Origin of the sequence: Paenibacillus terrigena DSM 21567, assembly GCF_000374845.1 — a bacterium.
Classification (GTDB): domain Bacteria; phylum Bacillota; class Bacilli; order Paenibacillales; family Paenibacillaceae; genus Paenibacillus_K; species Paenibacillus_K terrigena.
Genome location: NZ_KB895415.1, coordinates 341,163 through 362,900 on the forward strand (window position 1 = coordinate 341,163; position 21,738 = coordinate 362,900).

General features: G+C 47.1%; 21 protein-coding genes. 1 reads left to right on the top strand and 20 read right to left on the bottom strand.

Annotated elements, in window-relative coordinates; all coding sequences use genetic code 11:
- Nucleotides 1-218 precede the first annotated feature (218 nt).
- The 19 genes from mtaB to gpr all read right to left on the bottom strand — a co-directional run bounded on the left by mtaB (nucleotide 219) and on the right by gpr (nucleotide 20,134).
- A complete protein-coding gene (mtaB, locus tag C558_RS0113195; RefSeq protein WP_018756753.1) occupies nucleotides 219-1,556 on the bottom strand; it encodes a tRNA (N(6)-L-threonylcarbamoyladenosine(37)-C(2))-methylthiotransferase MtaB in 1,338 nt (445 codons plus the stop codon).
- 3 nt (nucleotides 1,557-1,559) lie between these two features.
- Nucleotides 1,560-2,324, bottom strand: a complete 765-nt coding sequence (locus C558_RS0113200) for an RsmE family RNA methyltransferase (RefSeq protein WP_018756754.1) — start codon at nucleotides 2,322-2,324, stop codon at nucleotides 1,560-1,562.
- Between the two features lie 96 nt (nucleotides 2,325-2,420).
- Nucleotides 2,421-3,107: a site-2 protease family protein gene (locus C558_RS0113205; protein WP_018756755.1), complete on the bottom strand. Its 687-nt coding sequence runs from the start codon at nucleotides 3,105-3,107 to the stop codon at nucleotides 2,421-2,423.
- A 7-nt stretch (nucleotides 3,108-3,114) separates the two neighbouring features.
- Complete coding sequence (prmA, locus tag C558_RS0113210; RefSeq protein WP_018756756.1) at nucleotides 3,115-4,092, bottom strand: 50S ribosomal protein L11 methyltransferase; 978 nt, start codon at nucleotides 4,090-4,092, stop codon at nucleotides 3,115-3,117.
- Nucleotides 4,093-4,216: 124 nt separating this feature from the next.
- Entirely contained in the window at nucleotides 4,217-4,732 is a 516-nt protein-coding gene (gene def / locus C558_RS0113215) for a peptide deformylase (protein ID WP_018756757.1), read from the bottom strand.
- A gap of 185 nt (nucleotides 4,733-4,917) precedes the next feature.
- Nucleotides 4,918-5,301: a hypothetical protein gene (locus C558_RS0113220; protein ID WP_169445368.1), complete on the bottom strand. Its 384-nt coding sequence runs from the start codon at nucleotides 5,299-5,301 to the stop codon at nucleotides 4,918-4,920.
- Entirely contained in the window at nucleotides 5,279-5,431 is a 153-nt protein-coding gene (locus C558_RS33160) for a YfhD family protein (RefSeq protein WP_018756759.1), read from the bottom strand. The genes C558_RS0113220 and C558_RS33160 overlap by 23 nt, the downstream gene beginning before the upstream one ends.
- Nucleotides 5,432-5,580: 149 nt before the next feature.
- Complete coding sequence (gene dnaJ / locus C558_RS0113230) at nucleotides 5,581-6,699, bottom strand: molecular chaperone DnaJ (RefSeq protein WP_018756760.1); 1,119 nt, start codon at nucleotides 6,697-6,699, stop codon at nucleotides 5,581-5,583.
- Between the two features lie 125 nt (nucleotides 6,700-6,824).
- Complete coding sequence (gene dnaK, locus C558_RS0113235; RefSeq protein ID WP_018756761.1) at nucleotides 6,825-8,666, bottom strand: molecular chaperone DnaK; 1,842 nt, start codon at nucleotides 8,664-8,666, stop codon at nucleotides 6,825-6,827.
- A 68-nt stretch (nucleotides 8,667-8,734) separates the two neighbouring features.
- Nucleotides 8,735-9,325, bottom strand: a complete 591-nt coding sequence (gene grpE, locus C558_RS0113240) for a nucleotide exchange factor GrpE (protein ID WP_018756762.1) — start codon at nucleotides 9,323-9,325, stop codon at nucleotides 8,735-8,737.
- 25 nt (nucleotides 9,326-9,350) lie between these two features.
- Nucleotides 9,351-10,865 carry a TCP-1/cpn60 chaperonin family protein gene (locus tag C558_RS0113245; protein WP_018756763.1) on the bottom strand — a complete coding sequence of 505 codons (1,515 nt, stop codon included), beginning with the start codon at nucleotides 10,863-10,865 and terminating at the stop codon, nucleotides 9,351-9,353.
- A gap of 42 nt (nucleotides 10,866-10,907) precedes the next feature.
- Nucleotides 10,908-11,933 (bottom strand): heat-inducible transcriptional repressor HrcA, encoded by a 1,026-nt coding sequence (gene hrcA, locus C558_RS0113250; protein WP_018756764.1) that lies wholly within the window; start codon nucleotides 11,931-11,933, stop codon nucleotides 10,908-10,910.
- 159 nt (nucleotides 11,934-12,092) lie between these two features.
- Nucleotides 12,093-12,869, bottom strand: coding sequence for a hypothetical protein (locus tag C558_RS0113255; RefSeq protein ID WP_156826099.1), 777 nt, complete (start codon nucleotides 12,867-12,869; stop codon nucleotides 12,093-12,095).
- Nucleotides 12,870-13,121: 252 nt separating this feature from the next.
- The gene (locus C558_RS0113260) at nucleotides 13,122-13,583 is read right to left on the bottom strand and encodes an N-acetyltransferase (protein WP_018756766.1); all 462 of its coding nucleotides are present in this window, start codon (nucleotides 13,581-13,583) and stop codon (nucleotides 13,122-13,124) included.
- A 136-nt stretch (nucleotides 13,584-13,719) separates the two neighbouring features.
- Nucleotides 13,720-14,892, bottom strand: a complete 1,173-nt coding sequence (hemW, locus tag C558_RS0113265) for a radical SAM family heme chaperone HemW (protein WP_018756767.1) — start codon at nucleotides 14,890-14,892, stop codon at nucleotides 13,720-13,722.
- An 83-nt stretch (nucleotides 14,893-14,975) separates the two neighbouring features.
- Nucleotides 14,976-16,790 (bottom strand): translation elongation factor 4, encoded by a 1,815-nt coding sequence (gene lepA, locus C558_RS0113270; RefSeq protein WP_018756768.1) that lies wholly within the window; start codon nucleotides 16,788-16,790, stop codon nucleotides 14,976-14,978.
- Between the two features lie 88 nt (nucleotides 16,791-16,878).
- Nucleotides 16,879-17,292 carry a DUF3679 domain-containing protein gene (locus tag C558_RS0113275; protein ID WP_018756769.1) on the bottom strand — a complete coding sequence of 138 codons (414 nt, stop codon included), beginning with the start codon at nucleotides 17,290-17,292 and terminating at the stop codon, nucleotides 16,879-16,881.
- A 23-nt stretch (nucleotides 17,293-17,315) separates the two neighbouring features.
- A complete protein-coding gene (gene spoIIP, locus C558_RS0113280) occupies nucleotides 17,316-18,584 on the bottom strand; it encodes a stage II sporulation protein P (RefSeq protein ID WP_018756770.1) in 1,269 nt (422 codons plus the stop codon).
- A gap of 542 nt (nucleotides 18,585-19,126) precedes the next feature.
- Nucleotides 19,127-20,134, bottom strand: coding sequence for a GPR endopeptidase (gene gpr / locus C558_RS0113285; protein WP_018756771.1), 1,008 nt, complete (start codon nucleotides 20,132-20,134; stop codon nucleotides 19,127-19,129).
- A 191-nt stretch (nucleotides 20,135-20,325) separates the two neighbouring features.
- Between gpr and rpsT the strand changes: the two genes are divergently transcribed.
- Complete coding sequence (rpsT, locus tag C558_RS0113290; protein ID WP_018756772.1) at nucleotides 20,326-20,598, top strand: 30S ribosomal protein S20; 273 nt, start codon at nucleotides 20,326-20,328, stop codon at nucleotides 20,596-20,598.
- A 56-nt stretch (nucleotides 20,599-20,654) separates the two neighbouring features.
- On the opposite strand, the gene holA is transcribed toward rpsT, so the two are convergent.
- A complete protein-coding gene (gene holA / locus C558_RS0113295) occupies nucleotides 20,655-21,680 on the bottom strand; it encodes a DNA polymerase III subunit delta (RefSeq protein ID WP_018756773.1) in 1,026 nt (341 codons plus the stop codon).
- Nucleotides 21,681-21,738 lie beyond the last annotated feature (58 nt).

Below are 21,738 nucleotides of genomic sequence, written 5' to 3' on the forward strand. Positions count from 1 at the left end.
TATTTTACCCTGAATTAAGCGTACACGCCATAAAGCGTGTTTAGCCGAGGTTCCCGGTGGGAATCTCGGCTAAACGAAAGCGATCCTTGCACATATTGACTCACAACCACAACCCTAAATCCCACGCTCAAGTGCTAGCCTTCTGGGGTCCCCTGAGAGCTTTCCGAAGGAAAGCTGGCATCGTAAGCATAAGGGGGATTTAGGGGGTGGTAAAAAATTTACCCTACTTGTTGCTCCTCGATGACACGCAGGAGCGTACCCATGCACTCATTCACTCCCGCTTCTGTGACCTTCACGCGGCACAGCTTGCCGATCAAGGACTCGTCACCCTCGAAGATCACTTGCAGGTAGTTATCGGAGTAACCCATGACTTTACCTGTTCCTGGAGCACCCTTATAGTCACGCTCAGGGATAATATCAAGAACTTGGCCGACGAATTGCTCGGCATATGCTAATTGCATTTTCTCCGACAAGTCGATCAATTCATGCACCCGTGCATGCTTCACTTCGTCATCCACTTGATCTTCCATTCGCGCAGCAGGTGTACCTGTACGCTTGGAGTAAGGGAAGACGTGCATCTCGGAGAATTTAATCTTCTCCATGAACTCGTACCCTTTACGGAACTGCTCGTCCGTCTCGCCAGGGAAACCAACAATTACGTCCGTCGTAATCGCAACATCCGGCATGGCTTCTTGAATGCGCTCGATTTTCGTCGCGAACTCTTCAACCGTATATTTACGGCGCATGCGTTTCAGCACATCGTTTTCGCCTGCTTGAAGCGGAATATGCAAGTGACGACACATTTTCGAAGATTTCTTAAGTACTTCCAGCACTTCGTCCGTGATCTGGCTTGCCTCGATCGAACTGATACGGATCCGTTCCAGTCCTTCGACTTTATCCAGATCCCATAGCAGATTTGCCAGACGGTAGTTCTCTAAGTCATCCCCATATCCGCCCGTATGAATCCCCGTGAGGACGATTTCTTTGTAACCTGCAGCGACCAATTGCTTCGCTTGTTCAACGACGCTCTCCGGCGCACGGCTGCGAGATAATCCGCGGGACCATGGAATGATACAGAAGGTACAGAAGTTGTTGCAGCCCTCTTGAATTTTGAGGAACGCACGTGTACGCTCCGCGAAATCCGGCACATCCAATTCTTCGAACTCGCGTGTCTTCATAATATTGCGAACCGCATTAATCGGCTGACGCTCTTGTTGAAGCTGCTCGATATACGGCATAATTTTATCACGATCTTGCGTACCGATCACGAGATCCACACCCGGAATATCCAGGATTTCTGCAGGTGAAGTCTGCGCATAGCAGCCTGTTACCGCAATGATGGCATCCGGATTCCGGCGTACCGCACGGCGAATAATTTGACGACTCTTCTTATCGCCTGTATTCGTTACGGTACATGTATTAATGAGGTATACGTCAGCAGTCTGTGTCTCGAAATCGACTTGTTCATAGCCTTCATTCTTGAACAACTGCCAGATTGCTTCCGTATCATAGAAGTTAACTTTACAGCCCAGGGTGTAAAATGCTACAGATGGCATTCTCTACACGCCTCCCATCTCTCCAGATTCATACAAAAGGCACGTGAGACCGACCATCGCGGCCGTCTCCGTGCGTAATATACGTCTTCCAAGCCCAACAGACTTCGCACCGGCCGCTTCCGCAGCCTCCATCTCTTGAACGGTAAAACCGCCTTCGGGACCGACCATCACCAGCACCTGTGCAGCAAGGTTCCGGTCCATACCAGCAATGAACGGCTGTACGACATCACGTAGTTGAAGTCCTTCTTCCTTCTCATAGCAGAACAACACCAAATCGTACGAAGCTATCCGTGCAAGCATCTGCTTCCATGTGCTCGTCGATTCGACTTCAGGCACACGATTGCGATGCGCTTGCTCTGCAGCTTCCTTCGCAATTTTGCCCCAGCGTTCAATCCGTTTCGCTTCTTTCTTCGCATCGTATTGAACGATCGTACGCTCTGAAATGTACGGAATGAAACGCACCGCGCCAATCTCTGTACACTTCTGAATGACCGTCTCCATCTTGTCGCCCTTTGGTAGACTTTGAGCAACCGTCACTTGCAGCCACGGCTCTTGCGTTAGCGCGATTCGCTCAACGATCACCGCTGTTACACCGCTCGCTTCAATATCTGTAATTTCCACCAAGGCTTCTTGACTGGCACCGTCACTTACAATAAACTTCTCGCCAACGCGAGCACGCATAACTTTACTAATATGATGGGCATCATCGCCTGTAATCATAACCGAATGTTCGCCAAATTGCTCCGGCGCTATAAAATATCTCTGCATATTTCATCGTTCCTAATTTCATATTTCGAAATGAACCAAAACATATCATACCTCTTTTAAGCCTTAAAATCTACATCTGATCGAATTTACCAAGGATTAACCGAGTCCGATGACTTTGGCCCAAAATTTAATAAAACTTAAATACATCGGGCTGATTAGATCGAACAACGGCTTAATCGTAACCGCACGAACCGGCGGAAGAAATACGATGAGCATGAAAATAAATATCGACCACTTCTCAAACTGCTGAAGCTTGATCCGAAGGCCTCTCGGCGCAAGATCCTCGATAATCCGGTACCCGTCTAGCGGCGGAAGAGGAATCAAGTTGAAGAGGAATAACAGAATATTATAATTGATCAAATATTCGAAGAAGATATTGATGGCTTCGCCGACTCGCTCATTTGCAAAAGCGCCCTGCACATGGTATTTCAGCAATATGATATACACAAGCGCACCGATAAAGGCGACTAAAAGATTGCTCAGCGGACCTACAGCCGAGACAACAATCCCCATCGCACGCGGTTTACTAAAATTCTCCCGGTTCACCGGCACAGGACGAGCCCAACCAAATCCAGCAATCAAGAACAATAACGTTCCGAATACATCCAGATGCCTACTCGGATTCAGTGTGACGCGACCAAGAAGCTTCGCTGTCGGATCACCGAATACATTCGCAAAATAAGCATGCGCAAACTCATGTACTGTAAAAGAAATTAATAATACGAGCAAGACAAAGGGTAAATGTTCAACCGGAAAAACGATCAGTTTATCCAAAAAATCCATCCGTCACCTACAACTTTCTCGCTACGAAGGCTACCCAGTCATCTTCGCGATAGCGATCTACGATTGTGAATTTGGCCGCAAGCAGCGCCTGCTCCACCACTTCTTCTTTATTCTTATAAATGCCAGAAGTAATATAAATGCCGCCTTCCGCCAGCGCATTGTATACATCATCAATGAACAACAGGATAACTTCTGCAAGAATATTCGCTACCACAATCTGTACCGGAAGGGTAACACCAAGTGGTGTAGATTCATTGTCTTCTTGATTCCGATTAATCACTTGAAGCAAATCACTAAGGTGGACGGTTATCTCATTCTCCAACTGATTCAATTGCGTATTCTCTTCAGCAATCGTGACCGCTACAGGATCAAGATCCAGTGCAAGGACATGCTTCGCACCTAACTTCACCGCACCGATGGCGAGGATCCCAGATCCCGTTCCAACATCGATAATTTCTTCTCCGCCCTGAATGACGGACTCTAGCGCACGCAGACATAATGATGTCGTCGGATGTGTACCCGTACCGAAAGCCATCCCTGGGTCAATTTCAATAATATGTTCGCCCTGTCCTGCTTCATAAGGCTCCCAGGTCGGCTTGATCGTTAATTTCTCCGATACACGAATCGGTTTGAAGTATTGTTTCCAGGCATTTGCCCACTCTTCTTCGTTGACGACCCGTGTGTCCATGGTGTAAGACCCTGGATCAATGTCAAAGGTACGAAGCTCCTCAATACGCGGCGTAATCTCTGCTACCAGATCGCCTGGATTCGATACATCTGCGAAATATCCCTTGATCACCGCTTCTCCCTCAGGAATGTCATTGAACGGCTTATCGTATAACTGCCCGTAGGTCGTATCTCTTTCTCTATTCAAGGAACCCGTTTCTTCGATGGAGACCCCGTCCGCTCCCATCTCATGCAAAAAGTTCGAAATCATTTCTACCGCTTCTTCTGTTGTATGTATCGTTAATTCATGCCATAACATTAATCGTACGTCCTCCCAAAAAATCATTTACGATCTATTGTACTATAAGGAGACTTTTTTCACAAAAAAAGAAATGACGTACAAGCTTCATCCGCCTGTACGCCCTATTCCACCTTTCATTCTCCTATTTGGATCCCGCAAGCTTCATAGCATCAATCAGAGACATCTTCTTATCCGATTCTTCATGAATGAGATAACTATCTTGGACATGGTCGATGAATAACACACCGTTCAAATGGTCGATCTCATGCTGGATACAACGAGCAAGGAATCCCGAGGCTTCGAGCTCTACTGTCTCGCCTTCACGGTTCATGGTGGTGATCTTCACTTCATTGTAGCGTTTCACAATCCCAATATATCTTGGCAGTGACAAGCAGCCTTCATAGCCTACTTGTTCTCCCGATTTCTCGATGATTTCCGGATTAATGAGTTCATAAAATGTATCATCAATATTCATAACAATGACTCTACGCAGCATTCCAATTTGCGGTGCCGCCAGACCTGCTCCATACTCGGAATCCAACAATGTCGCCTTCATATCATCCAATAGACGAATGATTTTGGCATTGATTTCAGTTATCGGCTTAGCTACTTTACGTAGTACCGGATCTCCGAATGGAACGATTTCTTTCACTTGCATTACGAGCTTCCTCCCCATTGAACATTTGTATCCCCTCAATATACTATATGCAAAATGCAAATGACAAGAATAAGCATAAACGACTTCGTCGTCCTTGTAAGGACGGGAAGCGTTAAAGCGAGAAAAAAGCATCTCATCTACGATGTAGATGGAGATGCTCTCACGATATTCAAGCTATATTCAAGTTATTGTAACGATCCGCCTGCGGCTTCAATGACCATCTTGGCTTGATGATAGACGGAATCCGGTACGACTGCCGAGAGTTGAAATTGACGCGAAGCTTCATTCATCGCATCATACCCTGCTGCATACAAACCTGTCATCATGGATGTGGAATACGACATCATCGACATCGTGCTCAGGTTCCCCAAGTTGAACCAAGCAGGATCTCCGTTATAACCCAGAAATCCCCCATCCCCTGCCGTATTCTCGTTAATAGCCGTATTCTCAATTCGAAGAGCACGCAGTTTGTTCTGCGCCGCCTCTGCGTCCGCGGATCTGGTGAAATTCGCCTTAATCTCTATCGTCTGCATATCTACTTCACCTTCACGAATTCTCTTGACGCGCATCTGCTGCTTCGGCGCGTGCTAGAGCATCCAGATCTGCCTGATCTGCATCATCCATGGCGAATTCGACATCCTCATTCTTCGCAATGGGTAAGTTGTTCGTTTTCTTTTGGTTTTCTCGATGGTTGTCCATTTCGAGTCACTCCTTCTATAGGTTTCTGCAGCTATAGGATCGGCGTAATCGATAGAATCTATTCGCGCGAAGACGACAAAGAGCCTGAATAGCACGGTAATCCGTTACTATTCAGGCTCTATATTTCACACTAACTTGATTTCAGGGCATCAATCTCCACGAAATGCTTTCTTCATGCGATCGAAGAAGGACTGCTGCTGTTCGTGCGTATGTTCACCATTTAAGCCTGCGAATTGACGCAGCAATTCACGCTGCTCGTCGGTCAACTTCGTCGGTGTCACAACAACGACTTTCACATGCTGATCGCCTTGACCGATACCACGTAGACGTGGAACCCCTTTGCCTTTCAAGCGGAAGTAAGTACCTGTCTGCGTACCCGCAGGAATCTTCAGCTTAACTTTCTCTGTTAACGTTGGGATCTCAATTTCATCACCAAGCGCTGCCTGAGCAAAAGTCAGCGGAATTTCGCAATAAATATCGTCGTTCTCACGCTCGAAGAACTCATGCGATTTCACACGAATGACAATGTACAGATCGCCTGCTGGACCGCCGCGTAGGCCGCCTTCACCTTCGCCAGACATCCTTAATTGCGCGCCGTCATCGACACCCGCAGGAATTTTAACATGAATCTTACGCTGCTTCTTCACTTTACCTTGCCCGTTACATGTCGAGCAGCGCTCACGAATAATTTGTCCTTTACCGCCGCAAGTCTGACAAGCGCGGCGATTCACCATACGACCAAATGGCGTATTCTGAACCACTTCTTGTTGACCCGTACCATGACACGTCGAACATGTATCTGGCTTCGTACCCGGCTTCGCACCCGATCCGTGGCAAGTATCACAATTTTCCGTACGAGGAATCGTAATATCCGTCTCTTTACCGAATACCGCTTCCTTGAACTCAATCGTCATGGAATATTGAAGATCGTTACCGCGCTGAGGCGCATTCGGATCTCTTCTTCCACCGCCGCCACCGAAGAACATATCGAAGATATCTCCGAACCCGCCGCTGAAATCCGCACCGCCGCCGCCAAATCCTTGATTTGGATCGACATGACCATATTGATCATATGTGGCACGTTTCTGATCGTCGCTTAACACTTCGTAAGCTTCTTTCACTTCTTTGAACTTGTCTTCGGCATCCGCAGCCTTGTTCACGTCTGGATGATATTGCCTTGCTAGCTTTCGATAAGCTTTCTTGACATCGTCATCAGACGCCCCCTTATCTACACCGAGAACCTCATAATAATCCCGCTTATTCGCCACTATTCCACCCCCATGCTGGTATACATTGTACTGTGTTCGACAACAAAAGGAAAGTCAAAGGGAGGGAAATCCCCTCTCTTTGACCTGTTGTTTCACAATGTGAAACGCTCATCGCTCACGAACGATTACTTCTTCTCGTTGTCGTCAACAACTTCGTAATCTGCATCCACGACGTTGTCTCTGCCTGGAGCTGCACCTTCTTGTGCCGCACCTTCAGCACCTTGCCCCGCTTGCGCTGCTTGCTCATACAACTTCACAGAAAGCTGTTGCACGATTTCAGTCAAAGCTTCTGTTGTGGATTTAATTTCTTCTAAGTTATCCGTTGCAAGCGCAGCTGTTACTTTTTCTTTCGCAGCATTCGCTTTGTCGATTTCCGCTTGATCTACTTTGTCGCCAAGATCTTTGATCGTCTTGTCAACTTGGTATACCAATTGGTCCGCGTTGTTCTTCGCTTCAACCAATTCCTTACGGTTACGGTCTTCTTCAGCATGCAATTCTGCATCCTTCATCATACGTTCTACTTCTTCATCGCTCAAGCCGCTGGAGGAAGTAATCGTAATTTTTTGTGTTTTGTTCGTGCCTTTATCGGTAGCCGATACGTTAACGATCCCGTTCGCATCGATATCAAATGTAACTTCGATTTGCGGTACGCCGCGTGGCGCCAAAGGAATTTCACCTAATGTAAAGCGACCGAGTGTTTTGTTGCCTGCTGCCATCGAACGCTCACCTTGCAAGACGTGGATTTCAACGCTTGGTTGGTTGTCTGCGTATGTGGAGTACACTTGGGATTTGCTTGTAGGAATCGTTGTGTTACGCTCGATCATTTTCGTGAACACGCCGCCTGCTGTTTCGATACCAAGGGACAATGGTGTTACGTCTAGCAATACAACGTCTTTTACATCGCCAGTCAATACGCCCGCTTGAACGGCTGCACCTAGTGCAACGACTTCGTCTGGGTTAACGCCTTTATGTGGGTCTTTACCGATTAATCTCTTAACCGCTTCTTGAACCGCTGGAATACGCGTCGAACCACCAACCAATACAACACGGTTGATCTCACTAGCAGACAATCCTGCATCACTCAAGGCTTGACGAGTAGGGCCTAATGTACGCTCTACAAGGTTAGCAGAAATCTCTTCGAATTTCGCACGAGTCAAGTTAAGCTCTAAATGCTGAGGTACGCCGTCAACAACCGTGATGAACGGTAAGGAGATTGTTGTCGTAAGAACGCCAGACAATTCTTTCTTCGCTTTTTCCGCAGCATCTTTCAGACGTTGTACAGCAGCTTTATCTTTGCTTAGGTCAATGCTGTGCTCTTTCTTGAATTCAGCTACAAGATAGTCGATGATCACTTGGTCGAAGTCGTCACCACCAAGACTGTTGTCACCACTTGTTGCTTTAACTTCGAAGAAGCCATCACCAAGCTCAAGGATCGATACGTCAAATGTACCGCCACCAAGGTCAAATACAAGGATTGTATGATCTTCTGTCTTCTCCATACCATATGCAAGTGCTGCTGCTGTTGGCTCATTGACGATACGAAGCACTTCAAGACCTGCGATTTTACCCGCGTCTTTCGTTGCTTGACGTTGACTGTCATTGAAGTAAGCTGGAACCGTGATAACCGCTTGGGTTACCGTTTGACCCAGGTAAGCTTCTGCATCAGCTTTCAACTTTTGCAAGATGATAGCGGAGATTTCTTGTGGTGTGTAATCTTTGCCATCGATGGTTTCTTTGTGATTCGTACCCATGTGACGTTTGATGGAGCTGATTGTACGATCTGGATTCGTGATCGCTTGACGTTTCGCTGTCTCACCAACGATACGCTCGCCGTCTTTCTTGAAGCCGACAACGGATGGTGTTGTACGGTTACCTTCTGGATTCGGGATGACGACAGCTTCGCCACCTTCCATTACTGCAACACAAGAGTTTGTTGTTCCTAAGTCAATACCAATTACTTTACTCATCGTAAGTATTCCTCCTCAAATTCGTTCCTGACGGATTCATTTATTCAAAAACCGCTGTGATGCGGATATTACATGCTCACTTTAACCATCGCAGGGCGAAGAACTTTGTCTTTCAACATGTAGCCCTTCTGAACTTCCTCCACGACAATACCTTCCTCATACTCATCAGACTCCACTTGCATAATCGCTTGATGGTATTCTGGATTAAATGGTTGACCCACGGCATTCATCTGTTGCAGACCTTCTTGGTCCAGCACTTGGGACAATTGACGGAAGATCATTTGCACACCCTTAGAAAAGGATTCGAAATCTTGATTTTCACCACTTACTTGAATGGCGCGTTCGAAGTTGTCCAGTACCGGGACAAGCTGCTCAACAACTTTCAAGGATGCGTATTTCGCGAGTTCTTCTCTTTCCTTCACCGTCCGGCGACGGAAATTATCGAAATCCGCTTGGACTCTCAAGGCTCTATTATTGTTCTCATCCGCAAGTGCGGTGAGACGCTCGATTTCAACTTCTGCATCCGATAGGGGCGCAGTCTCTACTGTCTCTTGTTCTACTTCTGGAGTTGCCTCTGTATGTGATGACATCGTTTCTTCATGATGATCTGTCATGTTCTGTTCATCCCTCACTTCCGTCGTATTCTCTCTCTCTTCCACGATTCGTTCACCTCCTTAACATAGACTAGCGCATTTTGATTACGGTATGGATTCTTAGAATCGCAGCCGCAACCTCGCCCGCCGCATGAATAGCATGTATTTTGACATTCGCAGGATCAATAATGCCTTGCTGGATATAATCAATAAATGCCCCTGTATCGCAATCCATCCCCATCGCATCTGTTCCGTATTCCTGCTGTGCGGATCTTGCTTGCTCGATCTTCTCTAATGGATTAAATCCTGCATTCTGAATGATCTGTGACATCGGTTTATGCAGTGCCGCAGCTACGGCGACAACGCCGAAGGATTCCATCCCTCTCAAGGATTCCCGGAATCGTCCCAGTTCATAAGAGATGGCAAGCTCTGTCGTCCCTCCACCCGGAAGAATCCCGCCTCGGACTGCAGTCTGTACGGCCGAAGCCGCATCTGCAGCGATCCTCGCACGTTCCCCGACGACTTCAGCCGTACTCGCACCAATAATAATGGAGACAGTCGATTCACAAGCCACACGGACACGTTCGAGCCGCTCGTCATATTGGACAAGCTCGGAGTAGCCAAGGACCTGCTTCAACTGCTCCTCCTGCTTATGTAATGCGGCACGTTTGATCGGAATGGACCCTGTAGACTTGCAAATCCGACGAATTTCTTCCCGGCTTACGCGCTGCACCACCATCATATTATGGTCCGCACAGAATTGTTCGGCATCCGGATGGATCCCTCGCTCCAATACGATCAGGGCGACATCCAATCTTGATAAGCATTCGAGCTGCTGCATGAATCGAGCACGATGCTCCATGTATTGCCCGAATCCAGCTTCTGTCGTGAGCAGCTCTTCATCGAGCTGTTCAGGCTCCAGTGCATCTTGCAGGACCAAAATCCGCGCATGCCTGCGTTCAACGGACCCATGCCGATAAATCGGCTGCTGCCTTAGTAGTAGTCCATGCCATACTTCGCTGGTTGCCTTCTCATGCGCAAATACGGATTCCGACAAGCTATAATCTTGATCGAGCAATCGTTCCATCCCTACACGGGCAGCAGCTTCCATCACGAAGTCTACGATGTCATGATGCTCGCGCCCTGCGATGAACGCTGTCTGACGAAGCAATGGATCGTCGATCCCTGTAATCCGAATTGCACGCTGCTCCAGCGCCTGCTTCACCCAGGCGATCCCTTGCTGCATCCCCGTAACAACCTTCGAAGCTGGTACGCCCCGAAGCACTTGAGCAACACCTTCTTGCACAAGCGCTCCCGCGAGCACCGTAGCCGTTGTGGTACCATCACCGACAACCCGCTGCTGTGAGCGGGCCACTTGGATGAGCAGCTTCGCCGCAGGATGCGTCACATCCATCTTCTCCAGGATCGTGACGCCGTCATTCGTAATAATGACTTCTCCTTGCGGACTAACCAGCATCGCATCCAGTCCTTTCGGACCGAGCGTCCCTTCAACTGATGAGCATATCGCACGAATCGCATTCGCATTATTGATGAGCGTCGCATGACGTTCATCGCCTTCTAGCAGATTTGAATTGCCTTGCGTCATGCTTCACAGATCCTCTCTAGTCGTACCCACGCGAGTTACGTCTTATTTATACCAACGCTCAAGCACAGGGGTTAAGTTCTTGCTTAAGAAATCCAATAATCCAATGACTTTTCCGTATTCCATTCGCGTTGGACCAAGAATTCCAATCGTCCCTACGGCTTGCCCTTCAATCGAATAGGTTGCTGTAATGAGACTGCAATTATTAATCGCCTGATGATTATTCTCGGTGCCAATTCGTACCTGAATACCGTTCTGCGCTGAAGAAATCATCTTCAGAAGCGTCGGCGTCTCATCGAGCAAATCCAGAATCGTCTTCACTTTATCGACATCCTTGAATTCCGGCTGCGTCAACATATTCGTTGCGCCGCTCAAGAAGACACGATTCTCAGATTCCCCTTCAAGCACATTCTCAACAATGCCCATGAGCTCTTCATAATGATTGACATGACGCTTCATCTCGTCGCCAACCTCACTGAATAGCTGCGATTTTAATTTATATAGAGGCACACCCGCTAATTTGTGGTTCAGCAGATGAACCATTTGTTCCAATTCGGATGGCGATACACCTTCCGGTAAGGTCACCGTTTTATTCTCCACATGCCCTGTGTTCGTCACGATGATCGCGACCGCAGTCGTCTCCGTAAGCGGCAGCAATTGAAAATGCCGAAGCGATGTGTTGAACATTTCTGGCCCTAAGACAATCGATGTATAATTCGTCATATTCGCCAGAATCGTGGCGGCATGCTGGATGACTTGCTCCGTAGCCGTTAACTTCTCCGCGAAAAAATGCTTCATCTGCATCGAATCATACGGCTGCAATGTACCAAACTGTATAAGATGATCAACATAATAGCGATAACCCTTGTGAGATGGAATCCGCCCCGCCGACGTATGAGGTTGTTCCAGAAATCCAAGCTCTTCCAAGTCAGACATTTCGTTACGAATCGTCGCAGGACTATATGTGACTTCCCCGCGTTTCGAAATACTGCGGGATCCAACGGGCTCGGCAGAACGAATATAATCATCTACAATCGCATTCAATATCATTCGTTGACGCTCCGTTAACATGCTAACCCCTCCCGTTATCGATGAATCCGATCTCGTTAGCACTCCTCTCGAACGAGTGCTAAACGTTAATACAAAAATACCAAACTGACAAGATGATTGTCAAGTCAGTTCAGCATCTTTATCGCGCGAGCCCGCGCCCGTTTATTAATTTTAAGCCAACTACTTCGACAGCTGTTCCAGTGCTTGGTTCAAATTTGATTCATACGATTCGGAAAATGCATTGATGCGGTCCATATGGTCCTGAAATTGATCAACCATAGACTGCTCTTCAAATTGAATTTCACCCTCTACGATGCCATAATGCCCTTCAGCCTGCTGCAGCAGCGCGTGAACAGCACGGAGGTGAGACATCAATTCACGCGTCCCCTCTTCGGTTTTCTTCGCCCCCTGTTTATACGAAACCATGAATTGTTTGATAAACGCATCCTTCTCCTGCTCAGACAGCTCGGACCCGTATTGTACAGATGCGAGCAGTTTGTCCCTAGCCTCATTTCGGAGGGTAAAAAAAACAGTCATCCGCATTTCATACGTATCGACAAGCGCATTGTATTCCGCTAAGCCTATCGCATCCTTCAACAGCTTCTCCGTGAAAAATCCGTCCGGCACCGCTTCTTCCATCCACTTATTATTCGCCATGACAGCGACTGACATCTCTGTAGCGTACGTTTGAAACCCCTTCAATACTTCATGGTACTTGCCGTATTCCTTCTCCGTAAATGTGCGAGGCGTAATCATCGTCCCATGCGTCATTTCGGCCATCAGTTCTACAATGGTAGACTGAAAACGCTTGTCCTGCTGCTCGGCTTCCTGTTTGCGGTGCGAAAGATTACCGAAGATGCCAAGCACGATCAATACTGCTACACCAATCCAAAGGAGTCGCTTGTAGCTGCGATTCTTGCCTTGAGGAGATAATGTCTCAGGCGAATATTCCATCATGCCCCCCTCCTTTCGAAGTGGCCAAGTTGCTTGTATTCTGCGCAGTCTTTATCACGTGCACTTCATCCAACACCTTTCATAGATTCCATAATTTGTCTCGTAGTATTTTAAGTGCAAATGTTGAATTTTGTCAAACGTTGCAATAGCACAACAAAAGCTCGGCAGCCGCGCTCCGAAATGGAGGTACGGTCACCGAGCTTCAACTTTTGGTTATTCAATCTGTGATGCATATCCATACAATCCATGGCATATTTAGCCCAACATTTTGAGTACGGCAATCTCATCACAGCAATGAAGCTTCTTGCAATGGATGCAATCTTTCCAGACCTTCTCCGGGAAGATTTCTTTCTGTACCACTTCAAATCCGTTCTTCTGAAAGAAATTCACTTCATATGTGAGTGCCATGACTTTCGGAATGTCTAGCCGTCTTGCTTCCTCTATAAGATAATCGACCATCTTCGAGCCGATACCTTGACCTTTGTGACCATCGGATATCCCGAGGGATCGAATTTCAACTAAATCTTGACCAAGCCTGCAAAGGGATCCGCAACCCACAATATCTCCTTCAAGCTCTGCAACGATGAACCATTCCAGCTGATCCACCAGTATCTCACGCGTGCGCGGCAGCATGATTCCTTTCTCTGCATAACCTTTGATCAATTCGTACAATGTTTCTATATCTTCTGTAGTCGCTTTTCTGCAAACCGCAGGCATCGCGTTCTCCCCCTTACGACATCCTGGATGTATTTAATATCCTGTCAAATTCTGATAAGAATAAATATACATCAGGAGGTATAAATACGCAAGAAGGAAAATTCCATATTTTATATTAGAAAACGAACCTTATGATTTAGCTTTCAATAAACTCTGCAAACACATCATTTCCGAATAGTACACCACGGTCACTTAGCTTATAACCATCCGTTGTCGCTTCGATCAATCCAGCTTGAAGCAGCTTGTTCAACTGAGGCGCATACACGTCATCCAGATCAACGCCAAACTGCTCGGTGAAGTGTGTACGTGTAACGCCCTGCATCATACGAAGTCCCACCATCATGAAATCTTCCATCGCTTCATTCGCATTGACAGCAAATTGGTCAAGTCTCAGAAGACCTTTGTGCGATGCATCATTATAGGCTTGGACGCCTTTAATATTCACATGACGCTGACGGTTGACATACCCGTGCGCACCTGCGCCTATGCCGTAATAACTCTCATTCAGCCAATATTTCATGTTATGCCGACTTGCCTTACCCGGTTTCGCGAAATTGCTAATCTCATACTGCTCATAGCCCGCTTCTTTCATTCGCTTCATTAAGAGAAGATACATCTCAAGCTCGATATCCTCATCTGGAAGCGGCAGCTGATTCTTCTGATACATCGTATGGAACAGCGTGTTCTCTTCCACTTTCAAGCTATAGATCGAATAATGAGGAAGGTCCAATGCGAGCGCCTTCGTGATGCTGTCATCCAGCATTTCAAGCGTCTGATTCGGCAGTCCGAACATCAAATCGATCGACATATTATCAAATCCCGCCGCACGTGCATTCTCAATACTGCGATAGACATCATCTGTATTATGAATACGGCCAATCTCCGATAAAAGCTGGTTGTTGAACGATTGCACGCCGAAGCTGATCCGATTGACCCCTCCAGCATGCATGACGCGCAGCTTCTCCAAATCGGTCGTACCTGGGTTTGCTTCCATGGAGAACTCGAGATTCGGATGCATGCTTGGAAATGCCCGATGAACCGACGCTAGAAAATACGCCATCTGCTCAGGTGTTAATACCGTCGGCGTTCCGCCCCCCACGAAGATCGTCTCGATCACATCGGGAGGCTGCATCTCGGTCGTAAGCGCCATCTCCGCTTCCATAGCCTCTAAGTACTCCATAACCGGCTGGCCTTTGAGCACATAAGAATTGAAATCACAATAGAAACATTTATTGGTACAAAAAGGAATGTGGATATATAAAGCTTTAGGTGCAGCGAGCTGTACCTCTGCTGAGGGAATCGTTGTCATGTGGATTCACCTTCCTTTCATTTCATGGCATTCATTTGAACTTGCAAAAAGGGAAGCACGAGGCTCCCCTTGATCCTTACGATCTATTCGTCGATTCGAAGAACGGCCATGAACGCTTCTTGCGGCACTTCAACGCTACCGACCTGCTTCATCCGTTTCTTACCTTCTTTTTGTTTGTCGAGCAATTTCCGTTTACGTGAGATATCGCCCCCATAACATTTAGCAAGGACGTTCTTACGCATCGCTTTAACCGTCTCACGGGCAACAATCTTGGTTCCTACAGAAGCTTGAATAGGTACCTCGAACATTTGTCTTGGAATCAACTCGCGCAATTTCTCACAAATGATACGTCCGCGATTATAAGCACGGTCTCTGTGAACGATGAAGGACAAAGCATCCACTTGTTCACTATTCAACATAATATCCATCTTCACGAGGTTCGATTTGCGGTAGCCAGAAACTTCATAGTCGAAGGAAGCATACCCTTTCGTACTTGATTTCAATTGATCAAAGAAATCGTAGACGATCTCAGCCAGTGGCATATCATACGTAATCGTAACACGGTTCGAATCGAGATATTCCATATTTACGAATTCGCCGCGTTTACCCTGACATAGCTCCATAATCGCACCAACATAGTCATTCGGTACGATAATCGCCGCTTTGACGTATGGCTCTTCCACGAAATCAATCCGACCGACTTCTGGATAGTTGGATGGGTTATCGATATTCATGACATCCCCATTCGTCAATGTTACGCGATAGATAACGCTCGGAGCCGTCGTAATAAGCGGAATATTAAATTCACGCTCAATCCGCTCCTGAATGATCTCCATGTGCAGAAGGCCCAAAAATCCGCAGCGGAACCCGAAGCCAAGCGCACTCGATGTCTCTGGCTCGAAGCGAAGCGATGCATCGTTCAGCTCAAGCTTCTCAAGTGCCTCACGCAAATCTGTATAATCAGAGGACTCGATCGGATACAGACCGCAATATACCATCGGGTTAATACGACGGTAACCTGGCAATGGCTCAAGTGTCGGGTTCTTCGCATCTGTAACCGTATCCCCGACACGTGTATCCTTCACGTTCTTAATTCCTGCTACGATAAAGCCTACATCACCCACGGCAAGCTCATCTACGATACCCATGCGAGGCATGAATGCACCAACCTCAATCACTTCGAAGGTCTTGTCCGTCGCCATGAACTTGATCTTGGAGCCTGCACGAATGGAGCCGTCAATAACCCGAACATAGACGATAACACCTTTATACGCATCATAATGAGAGTCGAATATCAATGCTTTTAACGGTTGATCCGGGTCTCCTGTAGGCGCTGGGACCTTCGCTACCACTTGCTCCAGAATTTCTTTAATCCCGATTCCTGCCTTCGCAGAAGCATGTACCGCTTCACTTGCATCCAGGCCAATTACTTCTTCGATCTCTTCTTTGACCCGATCTGGATCTGCGCTTGGCAAGTCAATTTTATTAATGACCGGCAAGATTTCAAGGTTGTTATCAAGTGCCAAGTACACGTTCGCTAAAGTCTGAGCTTCAATCCCTTGCGCCGCATCAACGACTAGTAACGCGCCTTCACACGCTGCCAAACTGCGCGATACTTCGTACGTAAAGTCGACGTGTCCCGGTGTATCGATCAGATTCAGCAAATAAGTCTCGCCGTCATCCGCTTTGTAGGATAAACGTACAGCTTGTAGCTTAATGGTAATACCGCGCTCACGTTCTAGATCCATTTGGTCGAGAACCTGGGCTTGCATTTCGCGTTGCGACAACGCGCCTGTATATTCCAAGATTCGATCCGCCAGGGTTGATTTCCCGTGGTCGATATGTGCGATAATGCTAAAGTTTCTAATTTTCTCTTGTCTTGCCCGAATGTCCGTCATTCCTTACCCCCACTACGAAGCCAAAATGTTTTCAATTTACTCATTATAGCAGTTGTGTGAAAACCCTTCAATGGTGGGGGGTAAATCCTCAACTGGTAATCGAGCTAAATAACGAGACAACCCATTCAATTCCTTTGTGTGACACGGACTCAAGTACTCCGCCCGTGGTGCTGGCTAATCGATCTACTGCTGGTTCATTCCGGTTACTGATCGCCGAAGCGTCCTGCTGCGGCGTATGTTTCCCATCTAGAACGCCGTCTTTGACGATCGTCTGCTGGATGGCACGTTCCTTCTTATCCGTAACCCGTTCCTGAGCAGCATTCTCTTCTGCCTGTTCTGTCGTATCGAGCGGCTGCTGGACCGTCCAAGCCGGTGGATTATTCTGAAGTTCGGCCGGACCTTGAATCCGTTCTATTCCCGATGAAGCAAGATTCAGACCGAGCATCACCCCGACCGCGACCATAGCAACCATAACAAAGACTCTCCGTTGAAAAATGGACATTGAGAACGCCTCCCTTTATTCCTCTATTTAACCTTTGCCCCCGAGTGACCGCTCGCAGGGGCATTCACTTTCTCTGCATTTCGATACGTATCCGCAATAAGCTGTGCGAGTACATCTGCCGTGCGGTAGCTCTCTTCAAGTGTGTTATCTACACCGCCAACCTCAATCAGGAAGCTGTTCGGGGAGAGGGATTGATTGTACTCTCCATTGCCGTTAGCTGAAGTTTTTCCCCATACCCCCCTGGAAATGCCGGGATAATCCTTCTCGAGCTTATCGTGAATTTTGCTGGCAAAAGCTTCGTTTTGACGCCAATTTTTGTTCCCATGACCAATAATGAAGAAGACTTGCGCATAATCTTTGCCATTGATTTTCACCGTTGTCTTCTCTCGTTTCTGTGAGTCACGATGGATATCGAAGAAATATTGCAGTTCTTGATTCTGTGCCATCGCTTCTTTCACCGTTGCACGGGAGTATTTATAGGAATAATTCCAACTGTATGATTTCATCGTCGTCATATAGTCTGTCGAAGAATGCATAGCACCGACGCCGAGTTTTTCGAGTGTATTCGCCAATCGTTCACCGACGAGTGTAATATTCTTTTTCGCAGATGAAGGTTCTTTGACTGTCTCTCCTAAGACGGGATTCCAAGATTCGCGATTGTGAGAGTGATAGATAAATACGACTTTCTTCCCTGAAGCTGCTTGCTTCGGATCATTCGCACTCTTGCCGATATCGGTATCCTTCGCCGGAACTTTCTCCGGGATTGCAGGCACGTCCTTCTTCGGAATGTCCACAGTAGGCGTAGGCAAATCATTCGGATGCACCTCATCCTTCGGTAACGCTGCATCATGATAATCTTCCGGTCCTGTCATGGTGTCATTTCCAATCCCGATACGAAGTGGAACGGCATCATCTCGGCCAAGTCCTGGCATCTCATGCGATAGCATGCTCTTCGGGTCCATCGGATTCACATTCGTGAGCATCTGGAAAAGAAATGCACCGATCTTCTGCTTTGATAGAATCGGCTCCTCTGATGTGTTTTTCATATGAGGGATCTCCATTCCTATCATATCCAGAAAAAAGTGACTTGAAACCGCAGCAGCAAATCCCTTCATAGAAGTCGTTGGCGACGTATTGACCTGCTTATGCAGCATCGTCCCGAGTCCTAGCAATATAAAAAAGAGCATTGAGCAAATGGTTAGGACCGCAAAGGTTCTGCCCGTGACGAGCATCTGCATCATCCGCCGCTTTAATTTAGGAATATGTATCGTCTGGAATGTCGTGGTCTTCATCGTATCTCCTCCTGTAAATCTAGCGATAATTAAGACTATGAGGAGAATCTAGCAAGTAGAACCAAAATCGAATCCATAGGTTTGAAAAAGTAGAGAGGGCAAAAATAGAGATAGGATGAGTTGATAGAAGGAGGGGTATCTCACTCCAGCCGCTTCTTGTCCGCCATTTGCTATTGATTGGATAGAAGGTTGCAAATGGCTTCCAAAGAGCGGACGTAAACTCCTACGTGAGACACCCCTTCCCTAATTTGATCATCCTATTTCTATCTCAGCAATTCTCTGCTTTTACAATCGTGGGAGTTCGATTTTGAAGGCGGGGGAGAGGAGAAGGGGCATCTCACTCCACCCGCATCTTGTCCGCCATTTGCTTTTGATTGGACAAAAGGATGCAAATGGCTACCAAAGAACGGACGTAAACTCCTACGTGAGATGCCCCCTTCCCCTTTCATATTCATTTCAAAGGCTTTCAACATATACTTCTCCCCTTTTGCAATCGGTGGATTCGATTTTGGAGGGAAGAGGAGGGAAGGGGAGTGGGGGGCTTAATGTGTATAGGCCCCGACGTTGTCCTTATCTACCGCTTTGTGCAGCGCTGCGTTGAGCCCACTTGCGATAATGTTCGCGATATCCTCGATGAACTCATCGATTTCTTTCGGCGTTACGATCAGATCGTGGCCGAGCGGCTGCAATACTTCTTTCACGAGCATCAACCGGTCGTTCTCTGGGATATCGTCGAGCATACCCATGATTTCCTTCGTCTTGTTCGTCTCTTGCTGGAAATGCGCACGCATCATCTCAATGGCATTATTCACGATGGTGGAAGCATAACAGACAGTCGGTACGCCAATTGCAATGCACGGGATGCCCAGAATTTCTTTTGTTAATCCTCTACGTTTATTACCGATCCCGGACCCCGGATGGATCCCGATGTCTGCAATCTGAATCGTCGTGTTTACGCGTTCAAGCGCTTTGGAGGCAAGAGCATCGATCGCAATCACCAGATCCGGTTTGATTTTATCGATAATCCCTTGGACGATTTCACTCGATTCAATCCCTGTAATTCCGAGTACGCCCGGAGCAACCGCACTTACCGGCCGATATCCAGGGCTTATTTGATCGGGGGTTAATTCAAAATAGTGCCGCGTAATCATCGTGTTCTCGACGACGAGCGGACCAAGGGAGTCCGGCGTGACATTCCAGTTGCCCAGACCGACAATCAGCACTCTATCCATTTCCTTGATTCCTAATTTCGTCAAGAAGGCAGCGAACTCTTGGGCAAATTTCGTCGCGACACGATCCTGCAGATCGGTGTCTTTGTTGCGAAGTTCCGGTACTTCGAGCGTAATATAGTGGCCTTGAACACGACCAAGCGCTCTAGAACCCGCTTCGCTCTCGACATCGATTCGCGTTACTTTGATCCCGCGATCCTCATCAATTTGTTCGAGTACGCCAGGAATTTGAGATCCATGAATGGCCGTCGCCATTTCCTTAGATTCTAACGCCAGATCCGTTCGCACAGAGTATTGCTGCAAGTCTAATTTATCGTTCATCGATATTCTCCTCATCAGGTATTTTCTCCTAGTGTGCGAGTTGCAGCCATTGATTATTCAACCCGCTGTAAGACATGTCAGGATTCTTTCCTTGATTTTTAATAACCTGCATGATAGAATATTTTAAGTTGTGGAATCTCTTTTGGATTCTAGTTATTGTAGGTAGTGATGCCTTACAGGAGGTGAATGCAATGCCAAACATTAAATCCGCTGTTAAACGTGTAAAAACAAACGAAAAACGTCGTTTACTTAACGCTTCTCAAAAATCCGCTCTTCGTACAGCTGTTAAAGCTGCTGATGTAGCTGTAGCAGGTAACGAAGTTGAAGCTGCTAAAAGTGCAATTCAAGTTGCTTCCAAAAAGCTGGACAAAGCTGTAACTAAAGGCTTAATCCATAAAAATGCAGCAGCTCGTAAGAAATCTCGCTTAGCGAAAAAATTAAACGCCCTTTCCGCACAAGCGTAAGGAAGCGAAGAAAAAAGTCCTCGAGAATTTATTCTCAAGGACTTTTTTGTATGTTATCAAGATGCTGCAAGCCGCAGAAGGAATAGCTCTAATCCAAGTACCTTATCTCTTCGGCCCGTCTTAATCTCATAATCCAATTCCGCAATACTGGATAATATCGCAGCAAGCCGCTGCGCATCGAACTTCCGTGCCTGCTCACTCGCTAATTTGACGGCGTATGGATGAAGCCCTACCTGGGATGCAATCTGCTGCTGCGAATAGCTTTGTCTCGTCAATTCCTTCACTTGTAACATGATGCGGAATTGTCTGGCGATTAGCGCAATAATCTTAATCGGTTCTTCCCGCTGCTTCAGCAGATCATAGAGGATCGATAACGCGCGATCCACACGAAGGTTAGCAATCTCCTCGATTAAAGCGAATATGTTCTGCTCTGTGTTCCGCACGACCAGTTCCTTCACGACCTGCGCTTCGATCGTTCCACCAGTACCGACGTAGAGGCTCAGCTTGCGAATCTCGGCTACTAACGTCTGCAGGTGTGTACCAGCATGATTTACGAGCACATCAGCGACCTGAGGTGCCATTCGGCTTCCATTCTTCTCCGCTTCCTTCTCCACCCATTTCAGCAGTTCCTCAGCGCTTAAAGGCACGAATGAGATAACGGCCCCCTTGTCCTTGATCGCCTTCACAACTTTCTTCCGTTCATCCAGTTTCTCGCCTTGAATCATAAATACAATGACACTGTATTCGGCAGGACTATTCAAATAAGACATCAAATTCTCGACGCGATGCTCAATTTTACCGGACTCTTTGCCGCCAGCCATGAATATAGAAGGATCGCGGACCACAATCAATTTGCGCGGGACAAGGAAAGGCAGTGTTTGCGCTTCATCGATGACCGTATCGATCGGCACCTCACCAAGATCATATTTGCTTAGCGCGAAATCTCGATGCTCTTCTTCGATCAACTTATTCGTAAGCGTCTGAACGAACTCTTCCATTCTATATTTTTCGGTCCCGTAGCAGACATAGACCGGCTGAATGTTTCCTTTATGAATATCTCTTATTGCTGTTTTGGCATCCAAGCTTGTTCCCCCTCTAGAAATAACCCCACACGAAAACTTATAAATTCTATACTAACAA

Excerpts from the sequence above, each read along its gene's own strand:
- def (WP_018756757.1), bottom strand. The coding sequence starts at position 4,732 with ATGCAAGTGAAAGAAATCGTTCCATTCGGAGATCCGGTACTACGTAAA.
- prmA (WP_018756756.1), bottom strand. The coding sequence starts at position 4,092 with ATGTTATGGCATGAATTAACGATACATACAACAGAAGAAGCGGTAGAA.
- C558_RS0113200 (WP_018756754.1), bottom strand. The coding sequence starts at position 2,324 with ATGCAGAGATATTTTATAGCGCCGGAGCAATTTGGCGAACATTCGGTT.
- hrcA (WP_018756764.1), bottom strand. The coding sequence starts at position 11,933 with ATGTTAACGGAGCGTCAACGAATGATATTGAATGCGATTGTAGATGAT.
- hemW (WP_018756767.1), bottom strand. The coding sequence starts at position 14,892 with ATGACAACGATTCCCTCAGCAGAGGTACAGCTCGCTGCACCTAAAGCT.
- C558_RS0113255 (WP_156826099.1), bottom strand. The coding sequence starts at position 12,869 with ATGATGGAATATTCGCCTGAGACATTATCTCCTCAAGGCAAGAATCGC.
- C558_RS0113220 (WP_169445368.1), bottom strand. The coding sequence starts at position 5,301 with ATGCGCGTCAAGAGAATTCGTGAAGGTGAAGTAGATATGCAGACGATA.
- gpr (WP_018756771.1), bottom strand. The coding sequence starts at position 20,134 with ATGAACGATAAATTAGACTTGCAGCAATACTCTGTGCGAACGGATCTG.
- dnaK (WP_018756761.1), bottom strand. The coding sequence starts at position 8,666 with ATGAGTAAAGTAATTGGTATTGACTTAGGAACAACAAACTCTTGTGTT.
- C558_RS0113205 (WP_018756755.1), bottom strand. The coding sequence starts at position 3,107 with ATGGATTTTTTGGATAAACTGATCGTTTTTCCGGTTGAACATTTACCC.
- C558_RS0113275 (WP_018756769.1), bottom strand. The coding sequence starts at position 17,292 with ATGTCCATTTTTCAACGGAGAGTCTTTGTTATGGTTGCTATGGTCGCG.
- lepA (WP_018756768.1), bottom strand. The coding sequence starts at position 16,790 with ATGACGGACATTCGGGCAAGACAAGAGAAAATTAGAAACTTTAGCATT.
- C558_RS0113260 (WP_018756766.1), bottom strand. The coding sequence starts at position 13,583 with ATGCCTGCGGTTTGCAGAAAAGCGACTACAGAAGATATAGAAACATTG.
- C558_RS0113245 (WP_018756763.1), bottom strand. The coding sequence starts at position 10,865 with ATGACGCAAGGCAATTCAAATCTGCTAGAAGGCGATGAACGTCATGCG.
- rpsT (WP_018756772.1), top strand. The coding sequence starts at position 20,326 with ATGCCAAACATTAAATCCGCTGTTAAACGTGTAAAAACAAACGAAAAA.
- spoIIP (WP_018756770.1), bottom strand. The coding sequence starts at position 18,584 with ATGAAGACCACGACATTCCAGACGATACATATTCCTAAATTAAAGCGG.
- mtaB (WP_018756753.1), bottom strand. The coding sequence starts at position 1,556 with ATGCCATCTGTAGCATTTTACACCCTGGGCTGTAAAGTTAACTTCTAT.
- C558_RS33160 (WP_018756759.1), bottom strand. The coding sequence starts at position 5,431 with ATGGACAACCATCGAGAAAACCAAAAGAAAACGAACAACTTACCCATT.